At 49.3% G+C, this 24,051-nt stretch carries 22 protein-coding genes and 2 pseudogenes; 13 read left to right on the plus strand and 11 right to left on the minus strand.

Annotated elements, in window-relative coordinates; genetic code table 11:
• Positions 1-24: 24 nt before the first annotated feature.
• The 3 genes from AACS05_RS12300 to AACS05_RS12310 form a co-directional block, all read right to left on the minus strand.
• A complete protein-coding gene (locus AACS05_RS12300; RefSeq protein WP_045443404.1) occupies positions 25-1,710 on the minus strand; it encodes a methyl-accepting chemotaxis protein in 1,686 nt (561 codons plus the stop codon).
• Between the two features lie 169 nt (positions 1,711-1,879).
• Positions 1,880-2,998 (minus strand): S-(hydroxymethyl)glutathione dehydrogenase/class III alcohol dehydrogenase, encoded by a 1,119-nt coding sequence (locus AACS05_RS12305; RefSeq protein ID WP_045443407.1) that lies wholly within the window; start codon positions 2,996-2,998, stop codon positions 1,880-1,882.
• Between the two features lie 33 nt (positions 2,999-3,031).
• Positions 3,032-3,307, minus strand: a complete 276-nt coding sequence (locus AACS05_RS12310; RefSeq protein WP_045443410.1) for a metal/formaldehyde-sensitive transcriptional repressor — start codon at positions 3,305-3,307, stop codon at positions 3,032-3,034.
• A 375-nt stretch (positions 3,308-3,682) separates the two neighbouring features.
• Between AACS05_RS12310 and AACS05_RS12315 the strand changes: the two are divergent.
• A pseudogene (locus tag AACS05_RS12315) lies at positions 3,683-4,351 on the plus strand (IS3 family transposase); the annotation flags it as partial.
• A 301-nt stretch (positions 4,352-4,652) separates the two neighbouring features.
• On the opposite strand, the gene AACS05_RS12320 reads toward AACS05_RS12315, so the two are convergent.
• The 3 genes from AACS05_RS12320 to AACS05_RS24990 form a co-directional block, all read right to left on the minus strand.
• Positions 4,653-5,246, minus strand: a complete 594-nt coding sequence (locus tag AACS05_RS12320) for a DUF1353 domain-containing protein (RefSeq protein ID WP_052369284.1) — start codon at positions 5,244-5,246, stop codon at positions 4,653-4,655.
• A 69-nt stretch (positions 5,247-5,315) separates the two neighbouring features.
• The gene (locus AACS05_RS12325) at positions 5,316-5,546 is read right to left on the minus strand and encodes a hypothetical protein (protein ID WP_045443413.1); all 231 of its coding nucleotides are present in this window, start codon (positions 5,544-5,546) and stop codon (positions 5,316-5,318) included.
• A 304-nt stretch (positions 5,547-5,850) separates the two neighbouring features.
• On the minus strand, positions 5,851-6,192 hold the full coding sequence (locus AACS05_RS24990; RefSeq protein ID WP_071828951.1) for a zinc-finger-containing protein: 342 nt from the start codon (positions 6,190-6,192) through the stop codon (positions 5,851-5,853).
• A 437-nt stretch (positions 6,193-6,629) separates the two neighbouring features.
• Between AACS05_RS24990 and AACS05_RS12330 the strand changes: the two genes are divergently transcribed.
• Together AACS05_RS12330 and AACS05_RS12335 are read left to right on the plus strand one after the other, a co-directional pair.
• On the plus strand, positions 6,630-7,775 hold the full coding sequence (locus AACS05_RS12330) for a hypothetical protein (protein WP_045443416.1): 1,146 nt from the start codon (positions 6,630-6,632) through the stop codon (positions 7,773-7,775).
• Positions 7,776-7,977: 202 nt separating this feature from the next.
• Positions 7,978-8,144 (plus strand): annotated as a pseudogene (locus AACS05_RS12335) (transposase); the annotation flags it as partial.
• Positions 8,145-8,239: 95 nt separating this feature from the next.
• On the opposite strand, the gene pspD reads toward AACS05_RS12335, so the two are convergent.
• The 4 genes from pspD to pspA are packed head-to-tail and all read right to left on the minus strand — an operon-like array spanning position 8,240 to position 9,779.
• On the minus strand, positions 8,240-8,464 hold the full coding sequence (pspD, locus tag AACS05_RS12340; protein WP_045443419.1) for a phage shock protein PspD: 225 nt from the start codon (positions 8,462-8,464) through the stop codon (positions 8,240-8,242).
• Between the two features lie 8 nt (positions 8,465-8,472).
• Positions 8,473-8,832 (minus strand): envelope stress response membrane protein PspC, encoded by a 360-nt coding sequence (gene pspC / locus AACS05_RS12345; RefSeq protein ID WP_045443422.1) that lies wholly within the window; start codon positions 8,830-8,832, stop codon positions 8,473-8,475.
• Positions 8,832-9,056: an envelope stress response membrane protein PspB gene (gene pspB, locus AACS05_RS12350; protein ID WP_045443425.1), complete on the minus strand. Its 225-nt coding sequence runs from the start codon at positions 9,054-9,056 to the stop codon at positions 8,832-8,834. The genes pspC and pspB overlap by 1 nt, the downstream gene beginning before the upstream one ends.
• 54 nt (positions 9,057-9,110) lie before the next feature.
• On the minus strand, positions 9,111-9,779 hold the full coding sequence (pspA, locus tag AACS05_RS12355; protein ID WP_045443428.1) for a phage shock protein PspA: 669 nt from the start codon (positions 9,777-9,779) through the stop codon (positions 9,111-9,113).
• Between the two features lie 155 nt (positions 9,780-9,934).
• Here pspA and pspF point away from each other — a divergent pair, with 155 nt between their 5' ends.
• The 8 genes from pspF to sapF all read left to right on the plus strand — a co-directional run bounded on the left by pspF (position 9,935) and on the right by sapF (position 20,578).
• Entirely contained in the window at positions 9,935-10,924 is a 990-nt protein-coding gene (pspF, locus tag AACS05_RS12360; protein WP_190284561.1) for a phage shock protein operon transcriptional activator, read from the plus strand.
• Between the two features lie 297 nt (positions 10,925-11,221).
• Positions 11,222-14,350 carry an efflux RND transporter permease subunit gene (locus AACS05_RS12365; RefSeq protein WP_045443432.1) on the plus strand — a complete coding sequence of 1,043 codons (3,129 nt, stop codon included), beginning with the start codon at positions 11,222-11,224 and terminating at the stop codon, positions 14,348-14,350.
• A 6-nt stretch (positions 14,351-14,356) separates the two neighbouring features.
• Positions 14,357-14,977 (plus strand): TetR/AcrR family transcriptional regulator, encoded by a 621-nt coding sequence (locus tag AACS05_RS12370; protein ID WP_045443435.1) that lies wholly within the window; start codon positions 14,357-14,359, stop codon positions 14,975-14,977.
• 318 nt (positions 14,978-15,295) lie between these two features.
• Positions 15,296-16,939, plus strand: a complete 1,644-nt coding sequence (sapA, locus tag AACS05_RS12375; protein ID WP_045443438.1) for an ABC transporter substrate-binding protein SapA — start codon at positions 15,296-15,298, stop codon at positions 16,937-16,939.
• A complete protein-coding gene (gene sapB / locus AACS05_RS12380) occupies positions 16,936-17,901 on the plus strand; it encodes a peptide ABC transporter permease SapB (protein WP_045443441.1) in 966 nt (321 codons plus the stop codon). Before sapA ends, sapB begins: the two co-directional genes overlap by 4 nt.
• Positions 17,888-18,778: a peptide ABC transporter permease SapC gene (gene sapC / locus AACS05_RS12385; RefSeq protein ID WP_045443444.1), complete on the plus strand. Its 891-nt coding sequence runs from the start codon at positions 17,888-17,890 to the stop codon at positions 18,776-18,778. The genes sapB and sapC overlap by 14 nt, the downstream gene beginning before the upstream one ends.
• Positions 18,778-19,770 (plus strand): peptide ABC transporter ATP-binding protein SapD, encoded by a 993-nt coding sequence (sapD, locus tag AACS05_RS12390; protein ID WP_045443447.1) that lies wholly within the window; start codon positions 18,778-18,780, stop codon positions 19,768-19,770. The genes sapC and sapD overlap by 1 nt, the downstream gene beginning before the upstream one ends.
• A gap of 1 nt (position 19,771) precedes the next feature.
• Positions 19,772-20,578, plus strand: a complete 807-nt coding sequence (sapF, locus tag AACS05_RS12395; protein ID WP_045443449.1) for a peptide ABC transporter ATP-binding protein SapF — start codon at positions 19,772-19,774, stop codon at positions 20,576-20,578.
• A 42-nt stretch (positions 20,579-20,620) separates the two neighbouring features.
• Here sapF and AACS05_RS12400 read toward each other — a convergent pair whose 3' ends face one another.
• On the minus strand, positions 20,621-21,310 hold the full coding sequence (locus tag AACS05_RS12400; RefSeq protein WP_045449640.1) for an EAL domain-containing protein: 690 nt from the start codon (positions 21,308-21,310) through the stop codon (positions 20,621-20,623).
• A gap of 512 nt (positions 21,311-21,822) precedes the next feature.
• On the opposite strand from AACS05_RS12400, the gene fabI reads away from it, so the two are divergent.
• Together fabI and AACS05_RS12410 are read left to right on the plus strand one after the other, a co-directional pair.
• Positions 21,823-22,611, plus strand: a complete 789-nt coding sequence (gene fabI / locus AACS05_RS12405; protein WP_045443452.1) for an enoyl-ACP reductase FabI — start codon at positions 21,823-21,825, stop codon at positions 22,609-22,611.
• A 217-nt stretch (positions 22,612-22,828) separates the two neighbouring features.
• On the plus strand, positions 22,829-23,971 hold the full coding sequence (locus tag AACS05_RS12410) for a carboxymuconolactone decarboxylase family protein (RefSeq protein ID WP_045443455.1): 1,143 nt from the start codon (positions 22,829-22,831) through the stop codon (positions 23,969-23,971).
• Positions 23,972-24,051 lie beyond the last annotated feature (80 nt).

The following is a 24,051-nucleotide window of genomic DNA, read 5'->3' on the forward strand; positions in this document are numbered from 1 at the left end:
CCGCATTACCGGATTTTATACTGATTAGAACGTTTCCCAGTTATCCATACCTGCCTTCACTGTGCTGGGTGATGAATAAACCGGCGTCGCTGCTGAAAAAGTCGGTTTAATCACACTCCCCTGTAACCGAAATGTACCAACCGCTTCTGTTAAACGCGCCGCCTGTTCTTCCAGTGATGCCGCTGCGGCCGACGCTTCTTCGACCAACGAGGCATTTTGCTGAGTCACCTTATCCATCTCTGAAATTGCCTGACTCACCTGCACAATACCGCGACTTTGTTCGTCGGAAGCCGCCGCGATTTCCAGCATAATATCCGTCACACGTTTAACCGCATCGACAATATCCGTCATGGTGTTACCAGCAGCCACTACCTCGCCAGAGCCCTGGTCTATCAAGCGAACAGATTCGCTGATCAATCCCTCAATCTCTTTTGCCGCCTGGGCGCTACGACTCGCCAGCGTGCGCACTTCGCTGGCCACCACCGCAAAGCCACGTCCCTGCTCGCCCGCCCGCGCGGCTTCGACCGCCGCATTCAACGCCAGAATATTGGTCTGGAAGGCAATGCTGTTAATCACAGCGGTAATCTCAGAGATTTTCTTCGAGCTGGTCGAAATATTACCCATGGTTTTCACTACGCCAGAGACCATTTGCCCGCCACGGCTGGCTTTACCTGAGGCATCTTCCGCCAGTTTGCTGGCATGGTGTGCGTTATCGGCGTTCTGTTTCACCGTAGCCGTCAGTTCTTCCATGCTGGCCGCCGTCTCTTCTATGGCTGCGGCCTGCTCTTCAGTTCGTGATGACAGGTCAGTATTTCCCGCCGATATTTCACTGGTGCCGCGGTAGATTTCCTCAGCCCCCTGACGCACCGTGCCTACCGTTTGTACCAGCGAACGTTGCATTTTTTGCAGATGATGGCTTAAACGCCCAATTTCACTACGTCCGGTGGGTTCATCCTGCATCGTGAGATCGCCCGTTGATATCTGCTCGATTCGCTGAGCAGCACGCAACAGAGGATGAATGACGGTACGGCGCAGGACAATAAACGTCATTACTGTCAGTGCCAGCGCCAGTACAAATGCACCGAGCATAAATGCCATGCCAAGTTGAGTACGCTGATGGGCCTGCTCACTGAGCAAGTTGGCCCTGGCGGTACGAAGCTCAATGGCTTTCAACAGTACTTTGTTGTAAGTGGAATCCAGCGGTCTGGCCTGCTCATTTTCATGGTTGATAATGGCTTCAAACATCCCGTTTTTAGCGTATTTCAACATAGGTTGCAGGCCGTCGATATAGGCCTTGAAGCTGGTGCCCAGCTCTACATCCAGTGCCTCATCGGCTGGTGTTTTCACCGCGCGAGACATATAAGCCTTAAAACCATCCTGCGATTGCTTAATCCGTTTTTCCGCGTCTGCAATATTGGCTTTCATGTCATCCATTTCAGCAATGCGGCTTGCCGCGCCCGCATGGATCATGTTGATACGCGCAGTACGTAAATGGTTCGAACTGTTAGATAACCCCATCCTGACCTGAATTTCATTCGTTACATCACGCTGATCGCGATCGGCCTGCATAAGGAAATAAGCTGCTAATCCGGAACTTAAAGCGAACAGCAGAAGGATGCCACCGAGAATGGAGGAAAACAGCGGAACCAGTCGGATTTGATGCAGAAAGCCCAGTTTATACTGGGCTTGCATCGATTTAGTGTTGTCCATGACCGTCGACTCTCTTGTAGGGTTAATGCGTGAAAACACGCCCATTAGATAGTCATCGGCAATTCAAGAAGTTTGATTACCGTAAAAAGCGCAACATTCATCACACTTTCACAACATAATTCAAAGAAATTCAGGAAAGTGCCAGCGAAGGGATCCGCTGGCTAATGAATCAGTTATCACCAAAGTGGATCACGGTGCGGATAGACTTGCCCTGATGCATTAAATCGAACGCTTCGTTAATCTGCTCCAGCGGCAAACGATGCGTAATAAAGGGATCGAGCTGAATTTTCCCGCTCATCGCGTCTTCGACCATTCCTGGAAGCTGTGTACGCCCCTTCACGCCACCAAACGCCGAACCGCGCCAGACGCGACCGGTAACCAGCTGAAACGGACGCGTTTTGATCTCTTGACCGGCACCGGCCACACCAATGATGATGCTTTCGCCCCACCCTTTATGACAGCATTCCAGCGCAGCGCGCATTACGTTAACGTTGCCGATACATTCAAAGCTGAAGTCCACGCCACCGTCAGTCAGTTCGACAATCACGTCCTGAACGGGTTTCTCGTAATCATTTGGGTTGACGAAATCGGTCGCGCCCATTTCACCTGCCAGTTTGAATTTCTCAGGGTTGGTATCAACCGCTAAAATGCGCCCGGCTTTTGCCTGAACGGCACCCTGAATAACCGCGAGGCCAATACCGCCCAGACCAAATACCGCAACGGTGTCACCTTCTTTGACTTTCGCCGTATTATGTACCGCCCCGATCCCGGTTGTGACGCCACATCCCAACAGGCACACTTTGTCCAGTGGTGCTTCTGGGTTTACCTTCGCCAGGGATATCTCTGCGCACACGGTGTATTCGCTGAATGTACTGGTTCCCATGTAGTGATAAATCGGCTGGCCGTTATAAGAGAAACGAGTCGTACCGTCCGGCATCAACCCCTTACCCTGAGTGGCGCGGACGGCCTGACACAGATTGGTTTTACCGGACTTACAGAACTTACACTCACCGCATTCTGCGGTGTACAGAGGGATCACATGATCGCCCGGTTTCAGGCTGCTGACGCCTTCTCCCACCTCAACCACAATACCGCCACCTTCATGGCCAAGTACCGCCGGGAACACACCTTCCGGATCGTCGCCAGAGAGCGTAAAAGCGTCAGTATGGCAGACGCCGGTATGGGTAATTTTAACCAGCACTTCCCCTTTCTTTGGCGGGGCGACGTCTATCTCAACAATTTTCAACGGTTGGCCGGGGCCAAATGCTACTGCTGCACGTGATTTCATCTGTCTCTTCCCATTATTGCGAGGTGATGGTGTTTATTTTAGATAAGCGCGAAGAAGATGGCCGATTTCAGCCATGCGAATGGCACGCTGGTCCGGGGTTGTCTCACCACTGACCAGCTCATCTTTCAGATGAATTTCGACCATTTCGCCCATCAGGCCATTGGACGCGCCGCGTACAGCGGCAATTTGTTGCAGGATAGCCAGACACGGTTCGCCGGACTCCAGCGCGCGTTCAAGTGCATCAACCTGACCACGAATACGACGTACACGAGTAAGAATACGTTTTTTATCTTCCGGGGAATGCGGCATACGCCCTCCTGTATACTATAGGGGGGTATGGTAACTTTTTTAATACATCCCTGTAAACATTATTTTTTTGTGGTTTTCAATTACTTAGATAGTTCAAGGAAAAGCCACCATCGGACATAATCGGCCTTTTTAATCCCCCTATTTTGCCCCCAAGTCATATTTTTGCCCCCCAAAATTTTGTTTTGCCCTCCGTATCTATTCCTGGTTTTCTAGCTCTGCTGACGCGTTCCTTAGATGATTGGTGCAGGCGTGTCAGGGAATTACGCTGGAGATGTGTGTAGTTGCGCTGGTGTCATATCTCGTAAATTACAGAGGTACGTCTGCCATTCAGCCAGCGCGTCAGCATCACCCTCCCTGCCACAATTTTGATCAATATACGGTTTTCCGAAACTCTTCCAGGTTGTGCGGCGGCAGGGATACCCGTGGAGCCACAAAAGGCTCCACCGTATTTACTGTATGCTGAAGCTGAATTTTCGCCGTATGGGCAAACAACGGCTGCCGGTGGGTAATCCCTCGCCACTGGTCACGCCGGAAGCGCTGAACCAGAGCTGGTCTGTCGATTTTATGCATGAGCCCTTGGTCTGTGGCCGTCGTTTTCGCACGTTCAATGTCGTTGATGACTTTAACCGTGATGCGTTGTCAATTGAAACCGATCTGAATCTGCCAGCTCTGCGAGTGATCCGTGTACTCGACAGGATCGGGGAAAATCGTGGCTATCCGGTCATGCTACGCATGGATTATGCGTCCGGAATTTATCTCACAGGCACTAGCAGAATGGGCAGAGAAACATGCAGTAAAACTGGATTTTATCCAACGGGGTAAGCCGAAGCACAACGCTTTCATTGAACGCTTTAACCGGACATACCGTACAGAAACACTTGATTTTTATCTGTTCAGAACGCTGAATGAAGTGCGGGGAATCACGAAAAATGGTTGTCAGAATATAACTGTGAACGCCCGCATGAATCACTGAACAATATGATGCCGGAGGAATATCGACAACACCATTATTTGACCGGGTTCTCAAAAAATACATGGAACTAAAACGGGCCTATTTACAACATATCAAGCGCTCTATAAACAAACCCGCCGAAGCGGGTTGATGGTGCGGGTGCGTTGAGGAAAGAGAACACATTAAGAGTGATAGGAATTATTCCCCGTTGATGATTTACCGTGGTTAGCCTATGCAGGCTAAATACGCTGATGGCTCTGTGCTAACTGCTTAATATGCAGATCACATAATGAACCACGAACTATTAAAACAACCGAGACTGACGCATGGCTAAAAATCGTTTATATTGAGATTGGTGATCGCTCGCACCATCATTTTAATAAAATAATGAAACTAAGTAGAATCATTTAAAGTCTTAACATATACTGATATTTTTGGATCTATGATAGCATCCAAATCTTCGGGGATTGAATTATCAGGCATAGAATAAGCAACAGTACCTATATCCTTAAGTACACCAATGAGTTGAGCATTTTTCACTTCCACTGATGACAACCCCGGCTTGAAAAAATCGTCATCAAAGGTTGAATCTGTTGAATAAACACCTATATTATCAACATAAGCTCCAATTCTAACAGCAACATAAAATACTCTTGCTTGAGATGGGGGGCATTTATCTGCAAGACAAGCATAGTAAAACATTTTATCGGCTTTTTTCCTCTCTGATCTGGTTTTTACAAGACAGCAAGCTATGTCGTGAATAACTGATGCGCGTCTGTAGTTTCCTATATAAGGGGAGCCCACTACTGACCAAAAAACCCGAGGGATACTTGCACCATTAATAGTACTGCCATTTTGCGTTACCCAATTTTTCCCATCGGGATCGTTGTACGAGAAATTCTCCAAGATTTCCATATTTCTATTGGGTGTTATATCTGTTAACCAGCATGTTTTGACCTCTCCCTCGAAAAAACCGTATTGAGACATGTTATCCACCTTAAGGTTGTGTTGGGCAGAAGCCTGTGTTTAAGATTGCTAAAAGATTCTTTATGTCGTTTAAGGTTGTAATTGTTTTTTTATAACTGAAATAGGAACCTTTTTATAAAATACCTCTAGCAATTTTATAGAATTATCCAATAGCTTTAGGACAACATCAAACTTTTTGCAAAACTCTTCTGGTAAATTTATTTTTTGTATCTCCACGCTCAATTCATCCAAGGCATCAGAAGCTTGTTTAGTCTCAATGGAGTTGGCATCATAATTGATTTGTGTGATATTGTTAGACATAGCGATACCTCTATCAGATTAGATGGCTTGATAAAAATCAGGAAAGGTTGCTGATTCCCCAGACTCAGGCATTAGTAACTGTCATTTTCTATATTAATAAACGGTACAAAGTTTAATGTAGTAAAATCGTATGATTTAATTAGGGATGGGCGGCACCATCTTACTGCCGTCATTCCAATCCTACTAAATAGCTACTTTCCGTTTGCCAAAATGCGCATTCCCTGATTTTTCCTCACAGAATCGCCGGGCACTATGACATTGTTCGGTGCCGAACCATCCCAAATGACACTCTGCAGCTGGAATACTAATATGACGAGCCAGTCACTGATACGCCTTTCTGCGCGTCATATGCCCATCGCCAGAATCTTTCGAACGGCCTTTTACTGCTCCTATGAGCATCCCTGGTCATCTTATCGGCCAGAGTGACCATGGGTATTGCGGTGAACGGGTGCAGACCTACATATGCTTCACACTCTTCGCAGTAGTACATATACGGCCAGTCGCTGTAATCGCGTCCATACTCTTCCTGATGGGTTGCTGCACGCACCGGATGCTTGCAGAACCTGCATTTGATTGGAATCGGCAACGGGTTGGTTACACAAGCAGTTGCTGACTGGCTCGGATTAAATAGGGTTTTAATTTTCATGTACTGAGTTCTTTGACATTAACTTAACACCCCGGAGGTGCATCGCGTTCTTGCGATAGCTCCCCCAGTCACAGTTCCCCCATATGCCGCTATACATCGCCAAACGATCCATAATTCACAGACTCAGCACGTGCTCCCGTTGCCCGAGTTTAAGATTCGTTCCCCCCCATCGGTTTTATGCTAATCAGGCAGCGAGCGAGTAGCTGATTCAGAATGACCAATTCGCTGCGACACTCTCGCTGTAGCCTGATTTCATCTGGGATTAGCAGATCCACCGCGCACTAGTTTTTTTATCACCATCACGTGAAGAGACTAAAAGAAACCGACTTTTTATTTTTATGAATCTGCGCAGGACAAAGGAAACCTGTATGTACTTAACATATTGTTCATGCTGTACTAATTGAACGGTATTAGGACTTATGTTACTGGGGCGATACATGGCAGGGCTAGCAGACGATAGGCAAAACGAGGAACTTGAGGCGCAGCACACCTTTGTGAAGAGCGTGTTGGCAGAAACAAATGCCATTTTTGGCAGCTCGGCAAACAGAAAATTCGCCAGAGATATGGTGATTGAAGCAATAAAGACGGTACCTCTTGTGGGCGGCGCGGTGTCGGCCACTGAAAAGTTTATTGAAGGCATCGCCGAAATAGAAAGAGAAACAAGGCTTGCCCGTCTTGAAATGTATCTCATGGGGCTAAATTGCAACTATGATGAGGACGCGGAGTTCCGTCAGGAAGATATGCGATCGATAATCAAGAAGCTGGCTGTCGATGATGAGGATGCAAAAACTGAGTACTATACTCGGCTCACACTAAAATTGGGCCGCAAGACTCTCAGTGATATGCCTTCGGATATCCGCTTACATTTCATCCGCACAGTAAGCACGCTGACTCGTTACCAGATAGAGTTTGCCCGCGAAATGAAGATCCGTAAAACTGTGCCAATTTACGGTACCGTCTCACTTGAGGAAGCCGAGGTACTACATACAGGGCAGTCCAGCGGAATGGCAATGAAGGCGGTGCGCGCCCTGCAGAATGAGGGGTTGCTGAAAGAGGCGCCCCGCCCTCCCAGGGCTGGGCCGCCAGCAGAGCCTTTGTTCGACTTCACTCATGACTTCAACGAGTTGATGGAACTACTATTTCACCCAGCTGATTTTGAGCCTGAAGCGATAGGCTTTAAGCGTAAAGACGTGAGTGACATAATCCTCGTTGGTTCACGTCATTTCATCGACAACCTGTATGTCACTTACCTTCCCACAGCTCTTCACAAAGCAGGCATTAACGCCAAAATGGTGAATAGTGATGATAATCATCTGAGTACAGAGTGGGCTCCTTTATATCTCCATACCAATATCCATGATGACAATGGAACAAAATTCATAAAACTATACCTCACACGTGAAGGTAAGCGTCCCATAGTGAATCAGACAGTGAACTACATAAACTGCAGATTTGAAGAAAGGATTTACGGGAGGAACAAAAGCAATAGCCAGCGTGAGGTAGATTTTTTTCTCAAGGAAATGGATCGAGTAGTCAGGTGTGTTGTGGGGCAAATGAAGGAGCTGAACTACTCCGCAAGATAAGGTTTTGCGGCTGTGTCACCTTAACATCCTTCATTATAAAATGGTAAATCTGGTCTTAGGATTTACCATTTTCGTATTTCGTGTGCACGGCTTAGTCCAATTAGTCACCTCCAGAACTGAAGTTGTAAGTATCTCGCATAATCGAGCCATTAACCTTTCGAGATCATCCGGCATAATCAATCTGCCAACGAATGAGATCGCTATGCGTAAAGCCCGTTTTACTGAGCATCAGATCATCGCTGTGATTAAGTCGGTTGAAGCAGAATGAACTGTTAAAGATGTCTGCCGGGAGGCCGGGCTACCTACTACAACTGGAAGTCTAAATACGGCTGCATGGAGGCTTCTGATATTAAAAAGATCAAGGTTCTTGTGGCAGCCCAAAAATCGTATTTGTGAGCTGCCGCAAATTAACAGGAAAAATGTTATCTATATGTTATTTCAAATAGCGTCATTCGGATGTCGGGCTAATTCCCGGAATAACGTTTGGATAATTTTACCGCCACGCGGCTCAATAAAGGTTCCAGAATCAACGCCAGCGCCATTTTCAGCGGACGTCGGGCAACGGACTTCACTGCCCAACCGGCAACGCCTGCAGGACCATAGCGGAGCGCGGTAAGAAGTACCAGCTTGCCTGCTAATTTAAAACCAGGCTTCACCCTTTGCCCGGCACGCTGCCAGCGATTGTTCATCTCAATCCTCACAATTGGCGAAAGCGGCTGCGCAATGTGAACGTATCTGAAGTCACATAACGCTCCATTTCGCGTAAACGATTTTCACTTGCGGTCAGTTCACGATCGACGGCATCAAGCAGTTCGCCGCTCGAGGGCTGTTGTTCGTCGAAAGCGACATTGTCTGGCATTGGATCCAGAACGAAAGTCAGCACGATATAAGCCACTATGGTAAAAAAGGCCAGACCAAAAAAAATCGACAAAACAACCAGGATTCGCACCAGCTTCACCGGAACATCAAGATACTGTGCGATACCGGCACAGACCCCACGAACCATACCCTGCTGTGGAATACGCCACAGTTTTTTGTTCAGGTTAACGCCCCCCATTAGCGGTCCCTCCAGTTAGGATGTTCTGCATCAAGGATGTCTTCCAGCGTCTGAATACGTTCACGCATGCGCTGTGCATCATTACTCAATTCCACCAGGCGCTGCTGTTCGCTTTGCGATAACTCGCCACGACTGGAACGGTTGCTGTAATGCAGCCACAACCAAATCGGTAAAACAAACAGCACAAAGATGGTTAGCGGTATGGCCAGAAATAGCGCGCTCATGTGTACTCCTTACAGGTGATGAGCGGCGGCGCGCTCTGGCGCCGCCAGATGTTATTATTGCTTGTCTTGCTGCATTTTGGCTTTCAACTGCGCCAGTTGCTCGCTGATTTCATCATCTGCTTTCAAATCAGCAAATTGCTGATCGAGAGATTTTTGCTTACCAAAGTTATGGCTTTCAGCTTCGGCTTCCATCTGATCGATGCGGCGTTCAAAAGATTCAAAGCGCGCCATCGCTTCATCCAGCTTACCGCTGTCCAGCTGACGACGAACGTCGCGGGAGGAGCTTGCAGCCTGATGACGCAGCGTCAGCGCCTGCTGACGAGCACGGGTTTCGCTGAGTTTATTTTCCAGCTCGCCAATCTCTTTTTTCATACGTGCCAGCGTGTCATCAACCAGCGTCACTTCATGTTCTAGAGTGGTAATCAAATCAGTTAACTTCTGCTTTTCAATTAAAGCAGAACGCGCCAGGTCTTCTTTCTCTTTGCGCAGCGCCAGCTCCGCTTTTTCCTGCCACTCCGCCTGTTGCGCGGTGGCCAGTTCAATACGGCGAGATAACTGTTTCTTTTCTGCCAGTGCGCGCGCTGAATTCGAGCGAACTTCCACCAGCGTATCTTCCATTTCCTGGATCATTAACCGCACCAGCTTCTGCGGATCTTCGGCCTTTTCCAGCAACGCATTAATGTTGGCGTTCACGATGTCGGCAAAACGAGAAAAAATACCCATAATGTAATCCTCACTTACTGTTCTGATATCGGGCAATGCCCTGCTGATGCTCTAATGCAGCTTGCATGCCAACTTTTTAATTATTTGATTATAAAGAAAATAGTAAATTTTACCTGTTCATGAAATTAGGTTACATTGGTGAATAACACTAACAAATGGTGAATTTCATCATGGCAGGATACAAAGATAATCTTCTTGGCGAAGCTAACAGCTTCATTGAAGTACTGGAGCAGGTTTCTCAACTGGCCCCACTGGATAAACCGGTTTTGGTTATCGGTGAGCGTGGCACAGGGAAAGAGCTGATCGCCAACCGTCTGCACTATCTCTCCTCGCGCTGGCAGGGACCGTTTATCTCCCTGAACTGCGCGGCGCTTAATGAAAACCTACTCGACTCAGAACTGTTTGGCCACGAAGCGGGAGCCTTTACCGGAGCACAAAAGCGCCATCCTGGCCGATTCGAGCGCGCTGATGGCGGGACGCTGTTTCTCGATGAACTGGCAACCGCCCCGATGCTGGTACAGGAAAAACTCCTGCGTGTGATTGAGTATGGGGAACTCGAACGCGTTGGCGGCAGCCAGCCGTTGCAGGTTAACGTACGACTGGTATGCGCAACAAATGCCGATCTGCCACGGATGGTCAGCGAAGGCACTTTTCGCGCGGACCTGCTGGACAGGCTGGCTTTCGATGTAGTGCAGCTCCCTCCCTTACGTGAACGTCAAAGCGACATCATGTTAATGGCCGAGCACTTCGCTATTCAGATGTGTCGTGAAATCGGGTTACCACTGTTTCCAGGATTTAGCGCTCAGGCCAGAGAGACCCTGCTGCACTACCGTTGGCCTGGTAATATACGGGAACTGAAGAATGTCGTTGAGCGATCGGTTTACCGACACGGTACCAGTGATTATCCTCTGGATGAGATTGTGATTGACCCTTTCAAACGCCCCGCCCCCGAAATCCAGCAGTCGGAAACCTCACCAGTTCTGGCACCATTACCTCTCGATCTGCGCGAATTCCAACAGCAACAGGAGAAACAATTTCTGCAAACCAGTCTTGAGCAGGCCAGATTTAATCAGAAAAAAGCGGCTGAATTGCTCGGACTGACCTACCACCAACTGCGCGCACTGCTTAAAAAACATCAGCTTTAGCAAAAGCCGTCGCCCGAACTGCTCATCAAGTGTAGCGACTTTGGGGTGGCGCTTCGTAATAAGCAGCATTCATCTGTTGGGCGCTGCTCGTGCAAACCAGCAGCGTGCCAGAAATCAACCAACAACAGAGATTATTTTTATTAAAAAATAGCTCTCTGTTACATACTGATTTTAAAGATATTTACTTAAATTCTTCGTTACCTGTCACTTACAAAGCTATGTCTTTGATGATTATTATTTGTCCAAATCGTTTATTTACATTACTGTAAAGTAAATAAACAGTTTGTGGAGCGACATATGCTGGCCAGATTTTTTGTTGATAGACCGGTCTTCGCTGCGGTAATGGCCATTTGCATTATGTCGGCTGGCTTGCTCTCACTGTTCACACAATCGGTAGAGCAATATCCTGATATCGCGCCCCCTGGGGTCACTATCACCGCAAACTATCCGGGCGCTTCAGCTGAAACAGTTGAAGACAGTGTGACTCAGGTGATTGAGCAGCAAATTAAAGGGATCGATGGTCTTCTCTACTTCTCTTCCACCAGCAGTTCAGCCGGGCAGGCCCGAATAAGCCTGAGTTTTGCACAGGAGACCGATCCCGATATTGCCCAGGTCCAGGTCCAGAATGCTGTCAATCAGGCAATTACGCGTCTTCCCCAGGAAGTTCAGCAACAAGGGATCACCGTTACAAAGTCTCAAGGGGACAGTCTGATGGTTGTGGCGCTCTATGACCCTTCCCGACAGCTTAGTAATATCGATATCAATGACTTTCTGATCAGTAATCTGCAGGATCCTCTAAGCCGGGTCGATGGCGTCGGGGAAACCACGGTGTTTGGCGCGCAATACGCGATGAGAATATGGCTGGATCCTTATAAGTTAAATAGCTTCGGATTCATGCCTTCTGATGTACAGAGTGCAATTGAAGCGCAAAATGCCCAGGTGACGAGTGGCGAAATTGGTTCCCAGCCAGCCCCTGCGGATCAGTATCTGAACGCAACCGTCACCGTACAGTCTCGCCTTGAAACACCAAAACAATTTGAGAATATCCTCCTTCGTACCAATAGCGATGGTTCCGCAGTTTATTTACGGGATGTGGCAAGAGTTGAGATCGGCGCAGAAAACTATCAGAACCTAACCACGCTCAACGGTTATCCGGCGGCCGGGATATCTATTCAGCTGGCGTCAGGAGCGAATGCATTAACAACGGCTGAAAATGTACGCGCTGAAATAGAGCGCCTGACTCCGCAGTTCCCTCAGGGGGTGATTGCAGCTTATCCCAAGGACAGCACACCATTTGTACTCGTATCGATTGAAGGTGTTATTCATACCCTTCTGGAAGCCATTCTGTTAGTTGTGGTTGTCATGTTCCTGTTTTTACAAAACTGGCGGGCAACACTGATCCCGGCAATCACCGTTCCCGTTGTTATGCTGGGGACTTTCGGAATATTGAGTCTGTTGGGGTACAACATCAACACACTCACGCTTTTTGCCATGGTGTTGGCTATCGGGCTTCTGGTAGACGATACCATTGTGGTGGTCGAAAACGTGGAGCGCATTATGGCATCACAAAAATGCCCCCCCGTAGAAGCGACATTACGTTCGATGAGCGAAATCACCAGTGCTCTGGTAGGTATTGCGTTGGTGCTTTCTGCGGTGTTCATACCGATGGCTTTTTTAGGCGGCTCTGTTGGCATTATTTACCGACAATTTACCGTGACGATTGTGTCTTCAATGATTTTATCCGCTCTGGTTGCGCTAACACTGACTCCGTCACTTTGCGCACATTTGCTTAAACCCGTCCCTCACCAGCAAGGTCGATTTTTTACTTCGCTAAACCGTGGAATTGACAAAGGCCAGAGCGCCTACCTCAGCCTCTTGCAGCGAAGCATATCCCGCCCGGTACGCCTGTATATCCTCGCAGTAATCCTGGTTTTATTAACTATTGGGACTTACCTGAAACTCCCGACCAGTTTTCTGCCGGAAGAAGATCAGGGTTCGGTAATGATTCAATTTGCTCTCCCTGTCGGCTCTCCAATCACACAGACTCAGGCTGTCGGTGATGAAATAAGCCAATATTTTCTCAGGGAGGAAAAGGAAAACCTGAATGTCATCTTTATGGTCACAGGACGCAATAACGCCGGAAGTGGACAAAATGTTGGTATGGCTTTCGCTGAGCTAAAACACTGGGACAAACGCAGTGGTAAACAAAACAGCGCACAATCCATCATCTCACGTGCTAACCAGTATTTTAAAAGCCACCTGCTGGCATCCATTAACGTAACGGCACCGCCAACGGTACGTGGACTCGGCCAGTCGAGCGGTTTTGAAGTCTGGTTACAGGATCAGGAAGCTAACGGTTATGACGCGCTGCTAAGCACTCAACGGCAGGTCCTGAATCTTGCAGCAGATGACGCAAATCTTTCGGCTGTCAGGATCAACAGCCTTGACGAAAAAGCCCAGCTCAGGGTCGATATCGACAGACATAAAGCGCAGGTTCAGGGACTAGAGCAAGCAGACATCAATAGTACATTATCCGCCGCATGGGGAGGTGTTTATGTTAATGATTTTATTGACCGGGGACGGGTCAAGCGGGTGTACATGCAAAGTGATGCTGACTGGCGTACTTCGCCAGAGGATATTTCCGCCTGGCACGTACGGGGGGATAACGATTTAATGGCATCTTTTAGCAGCTTTAGTACCCTGCAATGGACCACGGGTCCCCAGATGCTGCAACGCTTTAATGGACTTTCTTCCGTCCAGTTTCAGGGTAATGCAACTGAGGGGGTAAGTTCAGGCTCCGCAATGGACGCGATTGAGGATGTTATACAGAAGTTTGATGGTTTTGGACTCCAATGGAGCGGCCTGTCATATCAAGAACAATTGTCCTCAGGACAAGCCCAGTGGATCTACCTCGCGACCTGTGCCTTTATCTTCCTGTGCCTTGCTGCGCTGTATGAAAGCTGGGCCATCCCACTGGCTGTATTATTAATCATCCCACTCGCCATTTCTGGTGCCGTCTTCGCTACCTGGATCACCGGCTTAACCAATGACATCTATTTTCAGGTTGGCATGCTCACAACCATGGGATTATCCGCCAAGAATGCAATTCTGATCGTTGAATTCGCACAGTCACAGTATCAGAGCGGCAAAGAGGTTGTCACAGCAACACTGGAAGGAGCAAGTTTACGCTTACGACCTATTTTGATGACATCATTGGCATTTGTTGCCGGGGTAATTCCTCTGGTACTCTCCACAGGAGCTGGGGCATCAAGCCGCCTGGAGATTGGCGTCGCCGTTATTGGCGGTATGCTTTCCGGAACATTATTAACCTTACTCTTTGTTCCACTCTTTTTTATTGCTATCCGCAGGGGCATTGAAAGAATGGCTAATCCCCCGGTACTGGTCGAGAGTGAAAAGGAAACGTAACAGTAAATGACTAAACCACAAGGTCGCCCGATGAAAGCCCGTCCTCGCATTCTTGAGGCTGCGCGTGATATTTTCCTCGAGCACGGCATGGATGTTTCTCTTCAAATTATTGCGGAAAAGGCCAATACAACCAGAACAACGCTTTACAGTCACTTTCCGGGAGGAAAGGATCAGCTACTGGTTGAAACCTTTGCTTTTCTGAATGATAAGCTTCAGCCGTCTCTGCAGCAGTTGCTTGACGATAAACAGCATAATTTACCGGAGCTGCTTCTTGGGATCGCCAGGATGATACAAGCCTATTTTTTCTCACCGGCCAATATTCATTTTCAACGACTGCTCATTCAGGTGCTGGTTCAGCGCCCTGAAATCTTTTCCAGCCTTGCGCAGCGCCCTACTGGCCGGATTCGCGATACGCTAGCCCAGGTTCTGGCTCAGTTTCAGACCGAAGGTAAAATTCAACTGGATGATCCCAATCTGCAAGCAACAGCTTTTCTTGGGGCCATTATGGGCTACGCCCTCCCCGCTGCACTTATTGACCAGGCTCCGGTAGATCCGGTGTGGTTGGATAAGCTGGCATTATCCGCTGTGGAGACTTTTCTCAGAGCGTGGCGATTCAATCGTGCGTAAAGAATAAGAACAAAGCAGTTCTGGCGTCACAATTCGGTTGCCGCCTGTTCACTCCCTATTCCCCTCTTGTCATAACCGTTGGCAAAACGCAGACCAGTTCTGTTAAGGCGTATCCTCGTTTATTGCGAGTCAGATAGGGCATGAAAATGCTAAGATAGTTCATGAGGTATATTCAAAGTGGAAAGCTGGTATGAATGTTGACCAGGTCGCGATGTTGAATTCGTGATTACCACCACTACTACCCCCAAACACAAACGGTAATGGCAAATGTCATTAAATATTAGTAAGATAGCTTCTTTATATAATCCCTTAAAAATTATGCGCCTGGTTTTATCATCTCTGATCGTGATGGCTGGACTTCTGAGTGGTCAGGCAGTTGCTGCGCCTGAGCAGACCACGCACGCTGATATTCGTGACAGCGGCTTTGTCTATTGCGTCAGCGGGCAGGTCAACACATTCAACCCACAAAAAGCCAGCAGTGGTCTGATTGTCGACACGCTGGCCGCCCAGCTCTATGACCGGCTGCTTGATGTGGATCCTTACACTTATCGACTGGTTCCTGAACTGGCAGAGAGCTGGGAAGTGCTGGACAACGGTGCAACCTACCGTTTCCATCTGCGCCGAGACGTACCGTTTCAAAAGACGGCCTGGTTTACCCCAACACGTAAGCTAAATGCGGACGATGTGGTATTTACCTTCGAGCGAATCTTTGATCGCCAGAACCCATGGCATAACGTAAATGGCAGTAGCTTCCCCTACTTCGACAGCCTCCAGTTTGCCGATAACGTACAAAGTGTGCGTAAGCTGGACAACAACACCGTCGAATTTCGTCTGACCCAACCCGACGCTTCTTTCCTGTGGCACCTGGCAACGCACTACGCCTCCGTCATGTCAGCTGAATACGCCTCAACGCTGGCAAAACAGGATCGCCAGGAATTACTGGACAGGCAGCCTGTCGGCACCGGGCCGTTCCAGCTTTCAGAAAATCGCGCCGGGCAATATATTCGTCTGCAACGTCACGACAATTTCTGGCGCGGTAAGCCTTTAATGCCGCAGGTGGTCGTTGATCTCGGCTCGGGTGGCACGGGGCGTTTATCAAAACTGCTCACCGGAGAGTGCGATGTTCTGGCCTGGCCTGCCGCCAGCCAGCTCAGTATTTTACGTGATGACCCTCGTCTGCGTCTGACGCTGCGACCGGGAATGAACATTGCCTATCTGGCGTTTAATACGGACAAACCTCCACTGAATAATCCTGCCGTTCGTCATGCGCTGGCACTGGCGATCAACAACCAACGTCTGATGCAGTCGATCTACTACGGTACGGCGGAAACAGCGGCATCTATTTTACCTCGCGCCTCGTGGGCTTATGACAACGAAGCTAAAATTACAGAATACAACCCGGCAAAATCTCGCGAACAGCTTAAAGCGCTGGGGCTGGAGAACTTAACGTTACAACTTTGGGTACCCACCAGCTCTCAGGCCTGGAACCCGAGTCCATTGAAAACCGCAGAATTGATCCAGGCAGACATGGCGCAGGTTGGCGTAAAAGTGGTAATCGTCCCGGTAGAAGGTCGTTTTCAGGAGGCGCGATTAATGGATATGAACCATGATCTGACGTTGTCCGGCTGGGCGACAGACAGTAATGATCCTGACAGTTTTTTCCGACCGCTACTGAGCTGCGCCGCCATTAACTCGCAGACCAACTTTGCCCATTGGTGTGACCCGGAGTTTGATAACGTTCTGCGCAAGGCGCTGTCTTCACAGCAGCTCGCCTCACGCATTGACGCCTATGACGAAGCACAAAATATTCTGGCAAAAGAGCTCCCGATTCTGCCACTGGCATCTTCACTACGCCTGCAGGCCTATCGCTACGACATCAAAGGACTGGTGCTGAGTCCGTTTGGTAATGCCTCCTTTGCCGGGGTTTCCAGGGAAAAGAAAGATGAGGTGAAAAAACCATGATTATCTTCACCCTGCGGCGTTTTTTATTGCTCCTGGTAACCCTTTTCTTCCTGACATTTATCGGGTTTAGCCTGAGCTATTTTACTCCCCATGCACCTCTGCAAGGCGCATCGCTGTGGAACGCCTGGGTATTCTGGTTTAATGGCTTAATTCACTGGGATTTTGGTGTTTCCAGTATCAACGGACAGTTGATTTCAGAACAACTGAAAGAGGTGTTTCCTGCCACGATGGAGTTGTGCATTCTGGCCTTTGGCTTTGCGCTGATGGTTGGGATCCCTATCGGCATGCTGGCAGGCATAACGCGTAATAAATGGCAGGATCGTTGCATCAGTGCTATTGCTCTGATGGGCTTTTCTATTCCGGTTTTTTGGCTGGCGCTACTGCTGACATTACTCTTTTCACTTACGCTCGGTTGGTTGCCGGTATCAGGCCGCTTTGATCTGCTCTACGAAGTCAAACCCGTCACAGGTTTTGCCATTATCGACGCGTGGATCTCCGATTCGCCCTGGCGTGATGAAATGGTGGTCAGTGCAATCCGACATATGGTGCTCCCCGTATTGACGCTCTCCGTCGCGCCAACAACCGAAGTCATTCGTCTAATGCGCATCAGCACTATTGAAGTTTTCGATCAGAACTACGTGAAAGCAGCAGCCACCCGCGGCCTGTCGCGGTTAACGATCCTGAGACGTCATGTGCTGCATAATGCCCTGCCGCCGGTGATCCCGCGTCTTGGTTTACAGTTTTCTACCATGCTGACTCTGGCAATGATTACTGAGATGGTCTTTAGCTGGCCTGGGCTTGGCCGCTGGCTGATTAACGCGATTCGTCAACAGGATTACGCCGCAATTTCTGCGGGCGTTATGGTGATTGGTTCTCTGGTTATTATTGTTAACGTTATCTCTGATATTTTGGGTGCCATGGCTAACCCTCTGAAACATAAGGAATGGTATGCCTTACGATAGCGTATACACCGAAAAGCGCCCGCCCGGTACGCTACGCACCGCCTGGCGCAATTTTTATGGTGATGCTCCTGCGATGGTCGGCCTGTATGGCTGCGCGGGACTGATGATACTGTGTATTTTTGGTGGCTGGTTCGCACCTTATGGTATCGATCAGCAATTTCTGGGATATCAACTGCTGCCTCCTTCCTGGTCACGCTATGGCGAAGTGTCATTCTTCCTTGGGACTGACGATCTGGGGCGTGACGTGTTAAGCCGCCTGCTTAGCGGCGCGGCTCCTACCGTGGGTGGTGCATTTGTCGTAACGCTCGCCGCCACGCTGTGTGGTCTGGTATTAGGAGTATTAGCCGGAGCAACGCACGGTTTACGCTCCGCCGTGCTGAACCATATTCTGGATACCCTCCTCTCTATTCCTTCGCTGCTGTTGGCGATTATTGTGGTGGCGTTTGCCGGACCGCACCTGACTCACGCGATGTTTGCTGTCTGGCTGGCGTTGTTGCCACGCATGGTACGCTCCGTCTACAGCATGGTGCACGACGAGCTGGAAAAAGAGTATGTCATCGCTGCGCGCCTGGACGGTGCCACAACGCTCAATATTTTGTGGTTTGCGATTCTGCCCAATATTACCGCCGGACTTATCACCGAAATCACTCGCGCACTGTCGATGGCGATTCTGGATATTGCCGCACTGGGCTTTCTGGATCTCGGTGCACAGCTCCCGTCGCCGGAATGGGGAGCTATGCTCGGCGACGCGCTGGAGTTGATTTACGTCGCGCCGTGGACGGTAATGCTGCCGGGGGCGGCAATTATGATCAGTGTGCTGCTGGTTAACCTGTTAGGTGACGGCGTACGTCGCGCGATTATTGCGGGGGTGGAATAATGCCATTACTGGATATCCGCAACCTGACTATTGAGTTCAGGACCGGCGACGAATGGGTGAAGGCAGTTGACCGTGTTAGCATGACGCTGAATGAAGGCGAGATCCGTGGATTGGTAGGTGAATCCGGATCAGGTAAAAGTCTCATCGCCAAAGCCATCTGCGGAGTAGCCAAAGACAACTGGCGCGTTACTGCCGACCGTATGCGCTTTGACGATATCGATCTGCTGCGTCTTTCCGCTCGTGAGCGACGTAAACTGGTCGGTCATAACGTTTCCATGATCTTTCAGGAGCCGCAATCATGTCTCGATCCGTCTGAACGTATTGGGCGGCAACTAATGCAAAATATCCCGGCCTGGACCTATAAAGGGCGCTGGTGGCAACGTATTGGCTGGCGTAAACGCCGTGCAATTGAGCTGCTGCACCGTGTCGGGATCAAAGATCATAAAGACGCAATGCGCAGCTTCCCCTATGAGCTGACGGACGGCGAGTGCCAGAAAGTGATGATTGCAATCGCACTGGCTAACCAGCCGCGCCTGCTGATTGCCGATGAACCCACTAACGCGATGGAACCCACGACGCAGGCACAAATTTTCCGTCTGCTGACCCGGCTGAATCAAAACAGCAATACCACCATTTTACTGATCAGCCATGACCTGCAAATGCTTAGCCAATGGGCAGACAAAATCAACGTAATGTACTGCGGACAAACGGTGGAAACCGCCCCCAGTAAAGATCTGGTGACAATTCCGCATCATCCCTATACCCAGGCGTTGATCCGTGCCATTCCTGACTTTGGTAGTCCGATGCCTCACAAAAGCCGACTGAATACCATGCCGGGAGCAATTCCATTGTTAGAGCAATTGCCTATTGGTTGCCGCCTGGGACCACGTTGCCCTTATGCACAACGCGAATGTATTGAAACCCCACGACTGACCGGAGCAAAGAATCATCTCTACGCCTGTCATTTCCCGCTGAACATGGAGAGAGAGTGAGATGGTAGAAACACTGCTCGAAGTACGTAATCTGAGCAAAACCTTTCGCTACCGGACCGGCTTGTTTCGTCGCCAGACCGTCGAGGCCGTCAAGCCCCTGAGTTTTACCCTGCGTGAGCGACAAACTCTTGCCATCATTGGCGAAAACGGCTCAGGTAAATCCACGCTGGCAAAAATGCTGGCGGGGATGGTTGAGCCTACCAGCGGCGAACTGCTGATTGACGATCACCCGCTGAAGTACGGCGATTATTCCTTTCGTAGCCAGCGTATTCGCATGATTTTCCAGGATCCGTCGACATCACTTAACCCGCGCCAGCGTATCTCGCAAATCCTCGATTTCCCGCTGCGTCTCAACACCGCTCTGGAGCCAGAGCAGCGGCGTAAACAGATTATTGAAACGATGCGGATGGTCGGTCTACTACCCGATCACGTCAGCTACTACCCGCATATGCTGGCCCCTGGGCAAAAACAGCGTCTGGGGCTCGCCCGCGCTCTTATTTTGCGCCCTAAGGTAATCATCGCGGATGAAGCCCTGGCATCTCTCGATATGTCGATGCGCTCACAACTGATTAATTTGATGCTGGAGCTACAGGAAAAACAAGGAATTTCATATATTTATGTAACTCAGCATATTGGAATGATGAAACACATCAGCGATCAGGTACTGGTCATGCATCAGGGAGAAGTTGTTGAGCGCGGTAGTACAGCGGATGTTCTTGCCTCTCCCCTGCATGAGCTGACTCGTCGCCTGATTTCCGGGCATTTCGGCGAGGCACTCACTGCGGATGCCTGGCGAAAAGACCGTTAGCAGGACAAATGCCCTCCTCTGCCGGAGGGCTCTTTTTTGCCTTTAATGGTAGACACTTACCGGCATTAGCGCTTCTACATCGGTAAAAGTGATCGATGGGAATACAGTTCCCTGTATCGCCCATACTCCAGCGTTGATGACTTCGTCGATAAACCGGGCATCGTCAATTCCCTCGACCACAACATGATCACAGTATTCCCGGATATTTTTTATGAGAACCGGAAACATGGGCTTTTCTACCTGGGCGAGAAAGAAGTTACGATCCATTTTCACAACATCAAAACCGCCGCTAACCAGCGGATTCGCCCCGACGCAGCCAGACCCCAGATCGCCCAGCCACAATGCATTTGGACCATCACCAAGAGAGTTAATTAACAGATTATTCAGGCATGCTGTATTCGACAAGAATCGTTCTGAGAGTTGCAGAGCAATAAATGGCATTGCATGTAATGCAGATGTAATGACAGGGTCGCCAATCGCCAGAAGCGCCATTTCGTCAATGAGATTAAGCGTGCAGAAAAGGTTATTTTTCTCAAACCAGTCTCGCTTTTGAGCGATTAACTTTATTTGTTCGAGCAGAAAATGACGTTTTTGTTCACCACTCCACGCTGTAATGATGAAATCTGAATGTAACGGGTGAACCGTGTCTGAAGTAAACCGGGTGAGCATCTCAACACCCAGCAACTTATCCATTGTGTCTCTCATCGGTTCCGCGATGAAATGATAGTGCATAAGACCACTCCAATTGATCATAACATCCTGATAATGCACTTCTAATTACAATCAATCAATAATATCGATCAATACATAGATATTGATCGATAAAAACAATATATCATAACGAACTGAATATGGTCATTATTTTTGTTTTAAGAATCTTCTTACATTGATATGTTTATAAACATCGACTAGCGATAAAATCATGTCATTTTAGCTATTCAGGGTCTTAGTACTGTCACCTTGCCGCCCTGCCTTTCGCTGGTTGGATGAGGCAGAACCAGGGGGGAGTGATATACTCCTCACGTGCAATGTATAGCGACAGGCCGCTCATAACTGACTACAACTCTACAGCCCCCTGAAATACTTTTTGCTGCCAGTAACCGTGTGGTGAATCGCAGAGAAAGATCGTGACACAAGGGGCAGAGAGTGGGATATAATTTCAGACCAATTTCGAGTGACCTTGAAATTGCAATCATAACTCATTGATTGCTAAAAAATAAGTAATGACTATAAGGATTAAAGCTATGGGTTTTCTTTCCGGTAAGCGCATTCTGGTGACCGGTCTTGCCAGTAAACTGTCCATCGCATGGGGTATCGCGCAGGCGATGCATCGTGAAGGGGCTGAACTAGCGTTCACCTACCAGAACGACAAACTGAAAGGCCGCGTGGAAGAATTTGCAGCTCAACTGGGTTCCAGCATCGTCCTGCAGTGCGATGTGGCTGAAGACGCCAGTATCGACACCATGTTCGCTGAGCTGGCCAAAACCTGGCCGAAATTCGACGGTTTCGTGCACTCCATCGGTTTTGCACCGGCTGATCAGTTGGATGGCGACTATGTGAATGCTGTCACCCGCGAAGGCTTTAAAATCGCTCATGACATCAGCGCCTACAGCTTTGTTGCGATGGCTAAAGCATGCCGTACTATGCTGAACCCAGGCTCTGCTCTGCTGACTCTGTCCTACCTGGGCGCAGAGCGCGCAATCCCGAACTACAACGTTATGGGTCTGGCGAAGGCTTCCCTCGAAGCGAACGTGCGTTACATGGCTAACGCGATGGGTCCTGAAGGTGTGCGTGTTAACGCAATCTCCGCAGGTCCTATCCGTACTCTGGCGGCATCCGGTATTAAAGATTTCCGTAAAATGCTGGCACATTGTGAAGCGGTTACCCCGATTCGCCGCACTGTTACCATTGAAGATGTGGGCAACTCCGCAGCATTCCTGTGCTCCGACTTGTCTGGCGGTATCTCCGGTGAAGTCGTTCACGTTGACGGTGGCTTCAGCATCGCTGCAATGAACGAACTGGAATTGAAATAATCTTTCAGACCACCTCCATGGGCGGCGTTGCGTCGCCCATGATTTTCCATTCTTCCGCCCATCTACATTCTGCCATATATACTTTTCTGATATTTATTATCACCTAACAGTCTTTCATCCCCTCATCCGCTTACGCCAGGATAATGCAGCACAAACGATCCGGCGTATGGGTATGACGACGTATCCGGGTCGCCACTTTTTAGACCAAGGATCGCCCATGGAACAACGCCGAATTGAAGGCAAAAGCCACTGGTATCATGAAACTCAGTCCAGCAGGTATCCGCAAGATGCCCTGCCACTGGTGCCTGAAGCCGCGCACGTCGAGGACAGTTTTTTACTGGATTTGACGATACCCGAAGTCGCGCTTTTACCCTTTCAGTCCTGGTTAGAACCTGCCCGTAAACTTGCCTGTCATCTTTTCCCTGCTCACGTTACTCAGAGCCAGTTGCATACATTCAGCGCCTATGAACGTATGAGCACCGCTTTAACTGTCGCCCAGGTTTACGGCGTCCAGCGATTGTGTAATCACTATGCGGCGCGTTTAACACCGCTTCCAGGCCCGGACTCCTCGCGGGAGAGCAATCACCGGCTAGCGCAAATCACCCAATATGCTCGCCAACTCGCCAGTTCACCCTCCGTTATTAACGCGCGTGCTCGTCAGCATCTGGATGAGGTTGGTCTGACAACCGGCGATATTATTCTGATCAATCAAATAATTGGATTTGTGGGGTTTCAGGCCCGTGCAGTAGCTATTTTTCAGGCATACTTTGGTCACCCAGCTCGCCGGATACCGGGACTTGATGTACAACAATACGCGCTAGCGTCAGCATTTAATGATGCCAATGCAAAATGGCATGCCGCATCCTTCCCGGTCGAATATTGTCCCGCTCGTCAGCAGCCCCCGGATCACTCGTCCCCCGAACTGCGCGCATTGACGCCGTTACTGGCTCATTCACCCGAAATACTGGCGGTACTCAAATCACTGGTTATCAGCTCACTGCGCACTGATGTGCAATCAAGATCGTTTTCACTGACCACTCTGCTGACTGCACGTATTAATGGCAGCGTTGCCTGCTTTAATGAATACGCACATTCGGTGCATGAAATGGCCGACGTCATCGCTTTACTTCGCGATGAGGAGCGCGAATTACAGCGCTGGGAGCAGCGACATCCAGTTGAGCGCGTAACCCTACAGGCGGTACAATGGCTGACCCGGGCGCCCGATCGTTTTAGCGCCGCACTGCTAACCCCGTTACTCGATCAGGGTATATCTTCAGAACAGGCTATTAACCTACTGGCCTGGAGCGGATTGTGCGGATGGTTGAATCGCTTGAAAATCGCACTGGGCGAGACTCATTAACCGATCCATTTACTGAAAGAGCGCTTGCTGCGCCAGGCAGATTCGCGTAAAACTGTCAGCCGCTCTTTTGGCCACGAAAA

Origin of the sequence: Citrobacter sp. S-77 (genome assembly GCF_963864895.1) — a bacterium.
GTDB classification, from domain to species: Bacteria; Pseudomonadota; Gammaproteobacteria; order Enterobacterales; family Enterobacteriaceae; genus Citrobacter; species Citrobacter murliniae.